We start from the raw sequence: 14,152 nt of genomic DNA on the forward strand, positions 1-14,152 counted from the left end.
CGATGTCAAGACGATTCACTCTTGGGCGCCAGACTCCAGCACAGTCATCGCCGAAGATGCCCACATGACATGCCGCACAATCGCGGCAACTCCTACGCCAGCCTTGCGAACTACCTTGACCGCCTACGCGTCGCCACCATTGTTAAGCCGCGATCTGTTGCCCTCAATTTCGCAAGCTAAACGTCGAAGCTGGACAGGGTGCCACCTGTGCGACAGGCTGCGGCTGAGTGCCAAGAGGTCGGGGCGGTCATGATCCGTGAATTGTTGTATCGACATCTGCATTATCGACTTTGCGCATCACGGTCTCCCCTGCACCCAAACGTTGTTGGGCGTGAAGGTTGCGGTTCTTGCGCAAAGCCTCCTTCACTTGGTTTAGGAACATTTTCCTTTGGACGTTATTGGTCGTCGATACCTGAGCGAGCTTTCGCACTGCAACGAATTCTTCGACATCCCGCTGATCATCCGGACTGAGTGGCTGGACGTAGTACGCGGCCGTAGCGAACGGCACCATGACGGCGTCTATAGCACGACGGAGCTGGTGGTGCTCGTGAACCTTTAAGAATTGCGCAGCCCACCCGTCCCCAAGGTCCAGCGACAGGATCGCGCCCAGAATGCTTGCTCCAGCATCGGACAGGAAATCATCGTCGTCGAACAACCAGCTCAACGTGCGGGCAAGCTTGCGGCTGGCCAGGGAGGAGTTGATCGCCGTGACGCCGACCAGCACCGGCGCCGACCGCTCCATCCCCATAACAAACTTCTCGAGTCGTTCCCCTGTGGCCCCCGCCTCGGCTGCGGTGGAGCGCGCCAAGCTGGACACGAACTCCTGAAATTCTGGATCGGTTTCCAATAGGGTGACAACCTTTCCCCACACCGATAGTGTGCGTGCCAACACCTCTCGCTTGAGACCTAGGTCAGTGACCGATTCACTGTCGCGCAACACGGTCGAAACGAGGCTAAGGGCCGTCATGATCTGGTATAGCGGAGGTGCGTCTTCAATGCGGTCCGCTGGGAACGGCTCGCGTTCGTCGTCGCTGATCGTGTCCAAGGGATCAAATTGGGCGTCGGATCTCGCGCGCGAGAGACTGTGCGCCAAGGCATCTCCAAGATCAAGGCTGTTCAACAATTCCTCAACCGTGGAAGCGTCGAGCACCTTGTCCGCCTCGGGGCGGTTGCCGAAGAAGTGCCCTGACTCTGCGGGACCCGCAGCGCTGGACGCACTGATCAGGATGTCGGAAACCTTTCGCAGAGCCTCAACGTCATCGCGGGTTAGCCCGGCATAATGGCGAACAATCTCTGCGTAGTGGAGTGCGCTGTTAAAGACCAGGTTCCGCAAGTCTTGGTCGTCCCGAGCTCGAACCGCGGCAAACAGATGCACATAACTGGAGTGAGCGAAACCTACTTGACCGTTGCTGTTCTTGAGAATGCGCCGATGGATCAGGTCATTCAGCGCATCGAGGGAATCCTCATTCCAGTCGACACTGTCGAAGAAGTCGTCGAAGAGCTTCGCCACCTCGCCGTGGGCCAAGGCAGCGGTGTCGCGGCGCACAAACTCGCCTGCGAGCACGCCAAGGAGGAGACGACGATCAAGGTAATCGAGCGATAGTCTCGAGTCTTGGTGCGGATCAGCGGCGCCGAGCATGAGGGTGATATAAGCATCGAGGAGGGCGGTCTCGGAGCTGATGGCGCTGAAGGTGTGTCCGCGCATAAGTGCGATGAGCAACATGCAAATTGTGTACGGTGTCCGAGGCAGGTGCTCCTGTCCGAGGATCCTGACGGCCCGGTCCGTTAGTTCCCTCGCACGCGCAGGGGCGACCTTATTGGCCAGCGTCAGAATGTCGGCGGAGTTCATCCGTCCCACGTATCGTTGAGTGACCCCGTTAAGCGCGGGTGAGAGTGACTTCATCAGCTCGTGTTCGGCGCCCTGTCGGGTGCCGATCACGAGATAAGCTATGTGATTCTCGCCGAGTTCCGCAATGACTCGGTCAAGTGTCCGACCCTTCAGATCCTGCACTACGTTATCCAATGCCAGCGCGATATCTGGAATGTCGCCGTTGTCGGGGATCTGATAGCCGGCTTGACGGAGTTGTTGAATGACCCGTTTGCGCAGGGGATTCTTGCCTGCATTTAAAGTCCGAAAGTCCACGTAGACCGGGGCCACCAATTGGCCTTGCTCGCGAACCTCGTGGATCAGCCAGCGCAGAGCGGTCGTCAGCCCGCTGTGTTCCTCAGCCGCAAGCAAGATTCGTCGCCCTGTCCTGGTCTCGTCAGCGAGGTTGCAACGGGAGATCCGTTCGTCGACCCCCATCTCCTGTGAGTTGGCGTACGCCTGCTGCGTGACCGGCAGCAGCACCGGAGGCATGAGCAGGTCACTCAGGTTGGCGTTCTCGACGTCGTCGACCAACTCGGCCAACAGCACCTCAGAACGGGCTTGATCGGCGACTATCCCGGCTGCACTATGGGTTAGTTCCACCTCTACGGCTGTTAGAGCCTTACCGCTAACGTCCTCCGGAGGGGCTGCAAGCGACTCCAGGAAGGGGGCGAGATCGACGTAGTTGTCGCCGTATGAAATCAAGCGCACATTGGTCGGAAGGCCCGAAGGCTCCTGACCCTCGCGATGTAGGAAGAAGTGAGTTACGGAACTGTCCGGTACCAAGTCTTTGAGTGAACCCAGAAGTCCTCCAATGTTCGGGTCGGTAGTCCCGTCCCCGCATCCCACGAATATCAGGGACTTGGTGGCACCGACTGCGCGCTGCAACATCTGGACACCTTGACGTTCAAGGAGCGTGCCGTAACTCTGTCCTCCAAAGATAACTGTGTCGGCCCGGTGCCAGATCCCGTGCAGGTGGGCAACTTCCTCGGCCCGACCGGCGCCAATCTCCTGCAGCTCGCGGGTGTCCCGCCAAGTGACACCCCGCCGGCGAAGTTGCTTTTCGATAAGGTCATCGTAGTTTGTTGTCAGGATGGGGAGACCGCATGCTCCGAGTGCGTCGATCTGACGACCGTCGGACACAGACAGCGTCGAGAACTCAGCCTTGAGCCAATCTGCGAAGCAGCCATCTCCAAGAGAGTTGAGTCCATCTTGGACCATTCCTGCTGAAGAGATCAGCATGTTCGTGTCGCTCATGTCCAGGCCCACCTGGAGGGTTCGATTAACGGCGTCGGCCCAGTCGTCACTCTTGGTTGGGTCGAGGTCCACAACGCGCCTGATTCCATGTTTAATCAGTTCTGTCCAAGTGAGACTAGAGTTGCTGCTGGCGTAGATTGCTACGCCGGCGCCCACCACGAAGGCGGCGCGTCCGCCTTGAACCAGGCTGCGCATCTCGTCTTGGCGGGACATCGGAAACCTCCTAGTGAAGCGATCGTCGCCCGTAGGGCCCATCATGTAGCGCAGCACGAGGCATTGGCGTTCACCGGTGACTTGCAGTCCAGCTCTCGAATATTGTGGTGAAACGCGCCAGTATGCGTCACTTCAGCACCATAGGTACCAGCAGCGGGACAGCTAGGCAACTGCACCAGTTGGATCGTCTGCCGAGATCGAGTGGCCGTGACCATGCGGGTCTGGACACCTCACAGATGACTGTGGGGTCGAGGTCAGCAGCCGCCGCTCTCCATGTGGCGATCTGGTGTGTAGTTGGTCTGGCTGCGGACGCCATGCGCGGAGCCGCAGATGCTCGAGTTTGCCGAAATCGGTGGGACCGAGGTCGTTCACTTCGGCCTGCCGACACGGTCTGGACTAGCCGCGGGCCGGAACTGACGTTCGCGTCACCGTGAGTTGGGCGCCCGGATGGGGACTGGCGGACATGATCGCCGCCTGCACGCCGGCGGGGATGACCATCGAAGATGGACCTGGCCAAGCGCATGGAGCGAACAAGGTGCCGCAGTCCACTCCCTTCGCCAAATAGGCCGTGCCGCGCTCGCGCACGAAGTCCTCGAAGCCCTCGTCCACCAGGCACCCCCTTCGTCCCGAACAGCAAAGATCCCACCTCCGTGCATCTCATGACGCACGAAGGTGGGATGCGGGTGGAACCGCTGTCGGCTCAGCCCTGACGGGCGAGGTCGATGTCGCCGCGTCCGTCGGCGAGCTCGTGCTCCATCCGCTCGAACTCCGCCTGGATCTCCGGGTCAGTCGACGGCTTGACCAGGGAGACGACGATCGCGACGAGCAGGTTGAGCGCGAAGCCCGGGACGATCTCGTACATCCGGTCGCTCAGGCTGTCGATGTTGCCCCAGACGAAGACGGTGACGGCGCCGACGACCATGCCGGCGATCGCGCCGCTCGCGGTGAGGCGACGCCAGTAGAGCGACAGCAGGACGATCGGGCCGAAGGCGGCGCCGAAGCCGGCCCACGCGAAGGCGACGAGCTCGAGGATCGCCGAGTCGGGGTCGAGCGCGAGGACCAGGCCGACGAGCGCGACGACGAGGACGCCGACGCGGCCGTAGACGAGCAGCGCCTTGTCCGAGGCCTTGCGGCCGGTGAGGTTGACGAGGTCCTCGACGAGCGCGGAGGAGCACACGACGAGCTGGCTCGACATCGTCGACATGATCGCCGCGAGCACGGCCGCGAGGACGAAGCCGGCGACGAGCGGGTGGAAGAAGATCTGCGACAGGAGCAGGAAGACCGTCTCGGGGTCGTCGATCTGCTTGGCCGGGTCGGGGCCGTTGAAGTACGCGATGCCGATGAGGGCGGTCGTGATCGCGCCGACCGCGGTGATGATCATCCACGTCGTGCTGACGATGCGGCCGTAGTGCGCGTCGGCGGAGGAGCGCAGCGCCATGAAGCGCACGATGATGTGCGGCTGGCCGAAGTAGCCCAGACCCCACGCGGCCGTGGAGAAGATGCTCAGGGCGAGCAGGGCGGCTCCGTCGCTGCCGGCGAAGAGGTTGAAGACGTCGGGGTTGACCGCCTGTGCGCCGTCGACGATCTCGCCGGGGGAGGCCATCGTGAAGACGGCGACGACCGGCACGGCGACGAGGGCGGCAAACATCAGCAGGCCCTGGGCGACATCGGTGAGCGTCGCCCCGAGGAAGCCGCCGAAGAGCGTGTAGACGAGGGTGATCGCCGCGACGAGCAGCACGCCGTGCAGGTACTCCCAGCCGAAGGAGCTCTCGAAGAACTTACCGGCGGCGACCATGCCGGAGGAGACGTAGAAGGTGAAGAAGGCGAGGATGACGACCGCGGCGACGACGCGCAGGACGTTGGTCCGGTCGCGCAGTCGACGGCCGAAGTAGCTCGGGATCGTGATCGAGTCGCCGGCGATCTCGGTGTAGGCCCGCAGGCGCGGGGCGACGAACTTCCAGTTGAGCCAGGCGCCGACCGTCAGGCCGATGGCGATCCAGGACTCGATGAGGCCGGAGGCGTAGATGGCGCCGGGCAGGCCCATGAGCAGCCAGCCGGACATGTCGGCGGCATTGGCGGACAGGGCCGCGACGGCCGGGTGCAGCCCGCGCTCGGCGAGCATGTAACCGTCGATGTTGCGGGTGCGCGTGTAGGCGTAGTAGCCGATCGCGAGCATCGCCGCGAAGTACACGCCGATGGCGATGAGCTGGTAGGTCGTCTCCGACACGGGAGTCCTCTCTGGAAGGTGTGGCCGGGCGACAGTACACCCGCACGTGGCCTGTATCACAGTGCGACCATGACCACATGACGTCTCCCTTCGCCCCCTCCTCCCGGTCCGCGGTCGCCCCCTTCGAGGTCATGGACGTCCTGGCCACCGTCGCCCGGATGCGTGCGGAGGGCCGTGAGGTCATCTCGCTCTGTGCCGGCGAGCCCAGCCAGGGTGCGCCCGGTCCGGTCCACGAGACCGCGGCGGCGATCCATGCCGAAGGGAGGGCCCTGGGGTACACGCCCGCGCTCGGCACTGCGGCACTGCGCGCGGCCATCGCCGGCCACTACCGGCGGTGGTACGGCTTCGACGTCGACCCGACCGAAGTGGCGGTGACGACGGGCAGCTCCGGCGGCTTCGTCCTGGCTTTCCTCGCGGCCTTCGACCACGGCGACCGGGTCGCGCTGGCGCGGCCCGGCTACCCGGCCTACCGCAACATCCTTGCCGGGCTGGGCTGCGAGGTCGTCGACATCGAGACCGGTCCGGCGGAGCGCTACCAGCCGACCGTCACCCAGCTCGAGGCGGCGCACGCGCAGGCCCCGCTGGCCGGGCTCGTCATCGCCTCGCCGGCCAACCCCACGGGCACGATGGTCGACCGTGGTGAGCTCACCGCGATCGCCGACTGGTGCAGCGCGCACGGCGTGCGGCTCGTGAGCGACGAGATCTACCACGGCGTCACCTACGGCACCGGCCCCGATGCGAAGGGGGTCTGCGCCCGGGAGGTCGACGAGCACGCGATCGTCGTCTCCTCCTTCAGCAAGTACTGGGGCATGACCGGGTGGCGTCTTGGCTGGCTCCTCGTGCCGCAGGACCTGCGGGCCGCGGTCGACGCGCTCGCGGGCAACATCGCGCTCTGCCCGCCGGCGGCGGCGCAGGAGGCGGCCGTGGGGGCCTTCTCCGAGGAGTCCTACCGGCAGTGCGAGGCGGCGCTCATCGACTTCGGCCGGGCACGCGAGGTGCTGCTCGAGCGGGTACCTGAGCTCGGTTGGGGCGCAGCGGCGCCCGCCGACGGTGCCTTCTACTACTGGGCCGACCTGGGGGAGCAGCTGGCCGGCTTCGCCGATGCGCGCGAGTACGCGTCGGCGCTGCTCGAGGCGACCGGGGTCGCGGTGACGCCCGGCGGGGACTTCGACCCAGTCGAGGGGTCGCACTGCGTGCGCCTGTCGCTCGCGGCTGGTCCCGAGGCCATCGCCGAGGCGCTCGAGCGGATCATCGCCTGGCAGGACTCCCGACGCTCCACGGGCGCCCGCGGATGAGCCTGCTCGCGCCCTGAGGACCCGTCCGCGATCAGCTCGGCGGGGCGACGTCGCCCTCATTGGTCAGGCCCATCCAGGTGGTGCACCCGACGTCCATGACGAAGGGGATGTCCTTGCGCTCCGTGCCGTCGACCTCGCCCTGGGCGGTGCCCTCGACGCGGACGGCCTCCTGCGAGTAGGTGATCGTCATGTCGTCCTCGTTGCCGTCGAGGTCCCCGAAGCGGTCGCCGATGAGGTCCTCCTGGGAGCCGTTGTTCACCCGGAAGCCGGTGAGTGTCGCCTCGTCGCCGTCGAGGTCGAAGTCGGCGCCCACGATGGTGCCGTCGATCTCGCCCGACTCCTCGATCTCGTCCAGGCTCGGCAGGTCGAGCAGGTCGATCGCGCCCTTGGTGCCGTCCTCGCTGCGCTGGCAGGCGGGCTTCCAGGGGGCCTCGATCGTCGTGCCGTCCACGACGATCGTGTTGGAGCCGGTCGCGCTGCTCGAGGACGAGGACGAGGGCGCAGCCTCGCTGCTCGAGGGCGCAGCCTCGCTGCTCGAGGGCGCAGCCTCGCTGCTCGAGGGCGACTCCTGCCCGGACGAGTCGGAGCCGCAGGCGGCGGTCAGGAGGACGGCGGCGGTGGCGGCAGCGGCCGCGAGGTGGCGTCGGCTACGGAAGTGCACGTGGTTCCCCTTCGTCGTGACGTGGCGAGGGGCGCGTCCCCCCGGTCGCGCGACCGAACCTAGCAAAGGGCGCATGGTCGGGTGAGGGGTGATCTGCGAGGATCGGCGGCAAGACCACCGATCACCGCGCCAGGAGGCTCCACGCCATGCCCATCGCCACTCCCGACGTCTATCGCGACATGCTTGACCGTGCGAAGGCAGGGTCCTTCGCCTACCCCGCGATCAACGTCACCTCCAGCCAGACGCTCAATGCCGCGATCCGCGGGTTCGCCGAGGCCGGCAGCGACGGCATCGTCCAGGTCTCCACCGGCGGCGCTGAGTACCTCTCCGGCCCGACGATCAAGGACATGGTGACCGGCTCGCTCGCGCTCGCCGCCTACGCGCAGGAGGTGGCGAAGAACTACGACGTCAACATCGCCCTGCACACCGACCACTGCCCCAAGGACAAGCTCGACGGCTTCGTCCGCCCGCTGCTCGCCGCGAGCAAGGAGCGTCGGGACGCCACTGGCCTGCCGATCTTCCAGTCGCACATGTGGGACGGCTCGGCCGTGCCGCTGGAGGAGAACCTGCAGATCGCGCAGGAGCTGCTCGAGCTCTCCGCCGCGGCCGACATCATCCTCGAGGTCGAGATCGGTGTCGTCGGCGGCGAGGAGGACGGCGTCGCCAACGAGATCAACGACCAGCTCTACACGACCCCCGAGGACGCGCTCGCGACCGTCGAGGCGCTCGGCCTCGGTGAGAAGGGCCGCTACATGACGGCCCTGACCTTCGGCAACGTCCACGGCGTCTACAAGCCGGGCAACGTCAAGCTGCGCCCCGAGATCCTCAAGCAGTGCCAGGACGCGATCGTCGCGAAGTACGGCACCGACGCCGGCGAGCGCCCCCTCGACCTCGTCTTCCACGGCGGCTCGGGCTCGACCGCCCAGGAGATCAGCGACGCCGTCGACTTCGGCGTCGTGAAGATGAACGTCGACACCGACACCCAGTACGCCTTCACCCGCCCGGTCGCCGGCTTCATGTTCGAGAACTACTCGGGCGTGCTGAAGATCGACGGCGAGGTCGGCAACAAGAAGAAGTACGACCCCCGCGCGTGGGGCAAGGAGGCGGAGGCGTCGATGGCCGCCCGCATCGTCGAGGCCTGCGAGAACCTCCGCTCGGCCGGGACGTCGGTGAAGGCCTGATGGTGGACAACCTGCTCGGCATCCCCGAGACGAAGCTGCCCGAGGACCCGGCGACCGCGCGCATCGAGGCCGGTGAGGACGCGGCCGCGGTGGCGGCGGACCTCCCTTCGTCCTCCCTGCCGTGGGCGGTGCTCGCCGAGACCGCCCTCGACGGTGGCCGCTCCATCGAGGGCTATGCCTACGCCCGCACCGGCTACCACCGCGGTCTCGACGCGCTGCGGCGCTCCGGGTGGAAGGGTCAGGGTCCGGTGCCGTGGGCGCACGTGCCCAACCGCGGTTTCCTGCGGGCGCTCGCCGCGCTCTCCCAGGCCGCCGGCGAGATCGGCGAGACCGAGGAGGAGCAGCGCTGCCGCACCTTCCTCGCCGACTCCTCGCTCGAGGCGGCCCGCGCACTGCTGGGCTGAGACGGCCAGAAGGGCGTCACGACCAGTGGTCGTGACGCCCTTCGTCGTCGGTCCGGTGTCCCGTGCCCGGAAGACAAGGCGGGGGGCGCCGCTCAGAAGTCCCCTGATTCCCAAGCGCGGCGCCCCCGCAGGGCCCATTGTGCCCCATGAACACCCGAAAGAACGGCACTGGACGGCCAGTGGCACTAACATGCCAATCATGGCCCGAAGCGATGACGTCGACGACGACCCGCTTCGTCGACTCGAGCAGTACCTGGCCGCCGACACGATCCGGGTCGAGGAGGCCCGCGACAAGCTCGTCGACATCGGCGATGCCCTGATGACGCTGCGGGCCCGCATGCACAACATCGACCTCGGTGACGACCCCGGTGTGCAGGTCCTCACCCAGGAGATGGCGGCGCCGATGATCGACCGGGTCGCCGGCCACGTCGATCGCACGGACAACGTCATCCTCACCACCGACACCGGTGCGGGGCAGCAGGAGGCCAACTCGCGGCACGAGCGGGACCGGGCCGTCGAGGGCCAGCTCCAGCGGGCCCTGATCCACCCGGAGGTCCTGCAGGGCGACCTGTCGCGAGCGGAGCTCGCGGCCAAGCGGCGCTCCGGGCAGCAGCAGCGGCTGTCCGACCTCGTGGCCACCGAATTCCTCGTGCTCGGCGACGAGGCGGTCGTGACCCTCGCCGAGTGGGGCGACCCGCACTCGCCCTACGTCTTCATCCGCAACCCCGCGCTGGTGCAGTGCTTCGCCGCGTGGTTCGAGCTCATGTGGTCGGTCTCCCCGGAGGTCGAGGTGCCCGAGACCGGTGCCGACGACGCGCTGATCCGCATGCTCGCCCTCGGGGCCAAGGACGAGATGATCGCGCGCACCCTGCACGTCGGGCTGCGTACCGTGCGCCGGCGCGTCGCCGCCCTGATGGACCAGTACGGCGTCGGCACCCGCTTCCAGCTCGGGGTCGCCCTCGAGCGCGACGGTCGGCTCGGGGTGGCGCGCCGGTAGGGTGTGGGGGTCAGCAGCCGCGGGGCCGCCCGCGGCTGATGTGTTGTCGAGACCCGCTGCCGTCACCGGGGTGGGCGAGGAGGACCGATGCCGGCGATCGTGCTGATCGGGGCCCAGTGGGGCGACGAGGGCAAGGGCAAGGCGACCGACCTGATGGGCAACGACGTCAACTACGTCGTGAAGTTCAACGGGGGCAACAACGCCGGTCACACCGTCGTCATCGAGGGGGAGAAGTACGCACTCCACCTGCTGCCGTCGGGCATCCTCACCCCGAGCGTCGTCCCCGTCATCGGCAACGGCGTCGTCATCGACCTCGAGGTCCTCTTCCAGGAGCTCGACGGGCTCGAGGCGCGTGGCGTCGACACCTCCAAGCTGCTCATCAGCGCCAACGCGCACCTCATCGCGCCCTACAACCGCACACTCGACAAGGTCACCGAGCGCTTCCTCGGCAAGCGCAAGATCGGCACGACCGGCCGTGGCATCGGACCGACCTACGCCGACAAGATGAACCGCATCGGCATCCGCGTGCAGGACATCTTCGACGAGGGGATCCTGCGCCAGAAGGTCGAGGCGGCCCTGGACTTCAAGAACCAGGTCATGGCCAAGATCTACAACACCCGGGCGGCCGACGCCGACGCCGTCGTCGCCGAGCTGCTCTCCTACGCCGACCGGCTGCGCCCGATGGTCGTCGACACCAGTCTCGAGCTGGAGCGGGCGCTCGACGCCGGCAAGAACGTCCTGCTCGAGGCCGGCCAGGCCACCCTGCTCGACGTCGACCACGGCACCTACCCCTTCGTCACCTCGTCCTCGGCGACTGCTGGTGGCGCCTGCACCGGCTCGGGCATCCCGCCGACCCGGGTCAGCCGGGTCATCGCGATCCTCAAGGCCTACTCCACGCGTGTCGGCGAGGGCCCCTTCCCGACCGAGCTCTTCGACGACGACGGAGAGTTCCTGCGCAAGACCGGCCACGAGTACGGCACGACGACCGGTCGCCCGCGCCGCACCGGTTGGCTCGACGCCGTCGTCGGCCGCTACGCGACCCGGATCAACGGCGTCACCGACTTCGTCATCACCAAGCTCGACGTCCTCACCGGCCTGGAGCGGGTCCCGATCTGCGTCGCCTACGAGATCGACGGCGAGCGGGTGGAGGAGATGCCGGTCAACCAGTCGGACGTGCACCACGCGACGCCGATCTACGAGTACCTCGACGGCTGGTGGGAGGACATCACCCACTGCCGCACCTTCGAGGAGCTGCCGGCCAATGCCCAGGCCTACGTCCTGCGGGCCGAGGAGCTCATCGGTGCCCGGGTCTCGGCGATCGGCGTCGGCCCCGGCCGCGACGAGATCATCCAGCGGCACCCGCTCCTCGACGCCTGAGCGGCCCCGTCGCCGGCGAAAAGCCGTTGCCTTCACCCCCTTCGTGCTGGAGGGTGGAGTGACACGGGGTCGCAGCCGCGGTCCCGGCCGCCGACGAAGGGAGGTCCCATGAGCAAGCACGAGAGCGCTCCTGAGGACGTGAAGGCGAAGTTCCGGGAAGCGCTGGAGAAGAAGCAGTCGCACGGCGGGGCCAATGTCTCGCCCGATGGCTCGCACGGCAAGGTCGAGGACGCGCACCGCGCCGAGACCAGTGCGACCCAGCAGATGTTCCGCCGCAAGAGCGGCTGACCACTCGCTCCACACGGACGGCCTCGGGGCACCTGCCCCGGGGCCGTTCCGCATGTCCCGCCGTCCGATCCGTCCGGACGGGAGGTGCCTCAGTCCAGGGGCCGCAGCACCGTCATCCGGTGCGCCGCACGGGTGAGCACGACGTAGAGGACGCGGGCGCCACCGGGGGCCTCGCGCACGATCGCGTCGGGGTCGACGACGAGCGTCGCGTCCCACTCCAGACCCTTCGTCGACAGCGGGTCGATGACGACGACGCGCCCGTCGTGGCTGCCGTCGAGGGCGAGCATCGCCTCGGCGTGACGCTGCGGGGTGATGACCGCGATGGACCCGTCGACCTCGTCGGCGAGGCGCGTGAGCGCCTGTGCCGCAACGGTGCTGACGTCGGGGCGGGAGTCGTCGAGCGGGTCGCCGAAGGTGACGTCCTCGGGCCGCACCCCGGTCTGCCGCACCGCGTCGGGGATGTCGGCGTCGGGGACGACGGGCAGGATCACCTCGCGCGCGTAGTCGAAGATCTCCTGCGCGTTGCGGTAGTTGGTGGTCATGTGGAAGGCCTGTCGCGGCTGCGTGCCGTAGGCCTCGTCGCGAGCCTGCTCGGCCTCGGCGATGTCGGGCCAGGAGGCCTGGGCGACGTCGCCGACGACCGTCCACGAGGCGCGGCGGCCACGGCGGCCGATCATCCGCCACTGCATGGGGGAGAGGTCCTGGGCCTCGTCGACGAGGACGTGGGCGTAGTCGGTGGAGCGGCCGACGGTGCCGTGCAGCAGGCGCTCGCGGGCGGACGTCGGCGTGAGCGAGTGGTCGACCTCGGGGGCGCGGATCGCCGAGCCCATGGCCTGCAGCTCCTCGACGCCGTCGAGCTCCTCGATCTCGTAGAAGGAGCGCTCCTCGACCTCGGGCGCCTCGACCTGCCCGACCCGCACCGACAGCTCGTCGACGAGCGCGACGTCGGAGACGGTCCACGAGCCGAGCTCGAGGGTCTCGCGGGCTGCGTGGGCCAGGGCGGCGGCATCGCCTTGGCTGAGGACCGAGCGGCACACCTCGTAGGCGAGCTCGGTGTCCGCGAGCCACAGCAGGGCCTCGCGCGGGTCGACCTGCGGCCACCACGCGGCGACGAAGTCGTCGACGGCCAGGGACTCGTCGAAGGCGTCGAGGAACTCGTCGCGGTCGCCCTCGCGCACCTGCCGCCACGCGGACTCGGCGAGCAGCTCGCGCACGTGCTTGGTCGCCTGGTTGCGCGTGCGGTCGCGCAGCGCGCGGCGTCGGATGTCGGCCAGCTGGCCCTCGTCGAGGTGGACGGGCAGGCCGCCGACCATGACCCGCATGCTCGTGGGTGCGCCCGGCACGGCCCGCGCGGCGAGTCGCTTGAGCACGGTGCGCATCTGCAGCGATCCCTTGATCGCGGCGACCTCGGGGGACTCGTGGCGCACGGCGGTGATGACGTCGACGACGTCGCCGAGGGAGCGCAGGGTCACCGACTCCTCGCCGAGCGAAGGGAGGACCCGCTCGATGTAGGCGGTGTAGGCCGCGGAGGGCCCGATGACGAGGATGCCGCCGGACTCGTAGCGGCGCCGGTTGGCGTAGAGCAGGTAGGCCGCGCGGTGCAGGGCCACGACCGTCTTGCCGGTGCCCGGCCCGCCGCTGATCTCGGTGATGCCGCGGTCGTTGGCGCGGATCGCCTCGTCCTGGTGGGCCTGGATCGTCGCGACGATGTCGCGCATCTGCTGCCCGCGGCTGCGGGTCAGCGCAGCCAGGAGGGCGCCGTCGCCGACGACGACCATGTCGTCGGGCGCCTCGGGGACCATGAGGTCGTCCTCGACGCCGATGACCCGCTCACCGCGGCTGCGCAGCACGCGGCGGCGGATGACGCCCTGGTTGTCGCCCGGCGTCGCGCGGTAGAAGGGGGAGGCGGCCGGCGCCCGCCAGTCGATGACGAGCGGCTCGTAGTCGTCGTCACGCACGCCGAGGCGGCCGATGTAGCGCACCTCGCGGTCCGACTGGTCTGCTCCCTCCGGCGCGTGGTCGAGGTCGAGCCGGCCGAAGACGAGACCCTCGTACTGGTGCTCGAGCGTGGCCATGCGTCGGGCGGCGTTGAAGACGAGCGCGTCGCGCTCGAAGAGCCCGGACATCTCCTCGTCGCGCACATCGCCGGTGCGGTCGGTGCGGCCGCGCGACATCCCGTCCACGGCCACGAGATCGGCGCGCTTCCCGGCCTTGGCGAGCTCGGCGTGGACACGGTCCAGATGCTGCTGCTCGATGGCGATCTCGGCAGCGACGGCGTCGACGTGGGTGTCGGTCACAGGGCCTCGTGCTCCCCTTCGGCTGGGCGGAAGGACTGAGTCTAGTTGCTCCGTGCACGCGCCCGATGACACGGGTTGCCGGGCCTGT

Annotated in this window: 10 protein-coding genes; 6 read left to right on the forward strand and 4 right to left on the reverse strand. The window is 67.7% G+C overall.

Annotated features, from left to right (window positions below; genetic code table 11):
* Positions 1 to 247 precede the first annotated feature (247 nt).
* Together B9B60_RS15615 and putP are read right to left on the reverse strand one after the other, a co-directional pair.
* Positions 248 to 3,337, reverse strand: a complete 3,090-nt coding sequence (locus B9B60_RS15615; RefSeq protein ID WP_159451234.1) for an SIR2 family NAD-dependent protein deacylase — start codon at positions 3,335 to 3,337, stop codon at positions 248 to 250.
* A gap of 700 nt (positions 3,338 to 4,037) precedes the next feature.
* Positions 4,038 to 5,564, reverse strand: coding sequence for a sodium/proline symporter PutP (gene putP, locus B9B60_RS15620; protein ID WP_084452870.1), 1,527 nt, complete (start codon positions 5,562 to 5,564; stop codon positions 4,038 to 4,040).
* Between the two features lie 77 nt (positions 5,565 to 5,641).
* On the opposite strand from putP, the gene B9B60_RS15625 reads away from it, so the two are divergent.
* Positions 5,642 to 6,859, forward strand: coding sequence for a pyridoxal phosphate-dependent aminotransferase (locus tag B9B60_RS15625; RefSeq protein ID WP_084452871.1), 1,218 nt, complete (start codon positions 5,642 to 5,644; stop codon positions 6,857 to 6,859).
* 31 nt (positions 6,860 to 6,890) lie between these two features.
* On the opposite strand, the gene B9B60_RS15630 is transcribed toward B9B60_RS15625, so the two are convergent.
* On the reverse strand, positions 6,891 to 7,520 hold the full coding sequence (locus B9B60_RS15630) for a lipoprotein LpqH (protein WP_084452873.1): 630 nt from the start codon (positions 7,518 to 7,520) through the stop codon (positions 6,891 to 6,893).
* Positions 7,521 to 7,666: 146 nt separating this feature from the next.
* Here B9B60_RS15630 and fbaA point away from each other — a divergent pair, with 146 nt between their 5' ends.
* The 5 genes from fbaA (at position 7,667) to B9B60_RS15655 (ending at position 11,767) form a co-directional block, all read left to right on the forward strand.
* On the forward strand, positions 7,667 to 8,701 hold the full coding sequence (fbaA, locus tag B9B60_RS15635; protein WP_072623468.1) for a class II fructose-bisphosphate aldolase: 1,035 nt from the start codon (positions 7,667 to 7,669) through the stop codon (positions 8,699 to 8,701).
* The gene (locus B9B60_RS15640) at positions 8,701 to 9,105 is read left to right on the forward strand and encodes a DUF3151 domain-containing protein (protein WP_084452875.1); all 405 of its coding nucleotides are present in this window, start codon (positions 8,701 to 8,703) and stop codon (positions 9,103 to 9,105) included. The genes fbaA and B9B60_RS15640 overlap by 1 nt, the downstream gene beginning before the upstream one ends.
* Before the next feature lie 199 nt (positions 9,106 to 9,304).
* Positions 9,305 to 10,102, forward strand: coding sequence for a helix-turn-helix transcriptional regulator (locus B9B60_RS15645; RefSeq protein WP_084452877.1), 798 nt, complete (start codon positions 9,305 to 9,307; stop codon positions 10,100 to 10,102).
* Between the two features lie 87 nt (positions 10,103 to 10,189).
* Positions 10,190 to 11,479, forward strand: a complete 1,290-nt coding sequence (locus B9B60_RS15650) for an adenylosuccinate synthase (RefSeq protein ID WP_084452878.1) — start codon at positions 10,190 to 10,192, stop codon at positions 11,477 to 11,479.
* A 108-nt stretch (positions 11,480 to 11,587) separates the two neighbouring features.
* Positions 11,588 to 11,767, forward strand: a complete 180-nt coding sequence (locus tag B9B60_RS15655; protein WP_072623472.1) for a DUF5302 domain-containing protein — start codon at positions 11,588 to 11,590, stop codon at positions 11,765 to 11,767.
* A gap of 89 nt (positions 11,768 to 11,856) precedes the next feature.
* Here the strand turns inward: B9B60_RS15655 and B9B60_RS15660 are convergent, their stop codons facing one another.
* Positions 11,857 to 14,064: a HelD family protein gene (locus B9B60_RS15660; protein WP_084452880.1), complete on the reverse strand. Its 2,208-nt coding sequence runs from the start codon at positions 14,062 to 14,064 to the stop codon at positions 11,857 to 11,859.
* Positions 14,065 to 14,152 lie beyond the last annotated feature (88 nt).

Source organism: Janibacter indicus (assembly GCF_900176385.1).
Taxonomy (GTDB): domain Bacteria; phylum Actinomycetota; class Actinomycetes; order Actinomycetales; family Dermatophilaceae; genus Janibacter; species Janibacter indicus.

Bases quoted from the DNA above. Each gene is read 5' to 3' on its own strand.
- B9B60_RS15615 (WP_159451234.1), bottom strand. From the start codon at position 3,337: ATGTCCCGCCAAGACGAGATGCGCAGCCTGGTTCAAGGCGGACGCGCC.
- B9B60_RS15625 (WP_084452871.1), top strand. From the start codon at position 5,642: ATGACGTCTCCCTTCGCCCCCTCCTCCCGGTCCGCGGTCGCCCCCTTC.
- B9B60_RS15650 (WP_084452878.1), top strand. From the start codon at position 10,190: ATGCCGGCGATCGTGCTGATCGGGGCCCAGTGGGGCGACGAGGGCAAG.
- B9B60_RS15645 (WP_084452877.1), top strand. From the start codon at position 9,305: ATGGCCCGAAGCGATGACGTCGACGACGACCCGCTTCGTCGACTCGAG.
- B9B60_RS15640 (WP_084452875.1), top strand. From the start codon at position 8,701: ATGGTGGACAACCTGCTCGGCATCCCCGAGACGAAGCTGCCCGAGGAC.
- fbaA (WP_072623468.1), top strand. From the start codon at position 7,667: ATGCCCATCGCCACTCCCGACGTCTATCGCGACATGCTTGACCGTGCG.
- B9B60_RS15655 (WP_072623472.1), top strand. From the start codon at position 11,588: ATGAGCAAGCACGAGAGCGCTCCTGAGGACGTGAAGGCGAAGTTCCGG.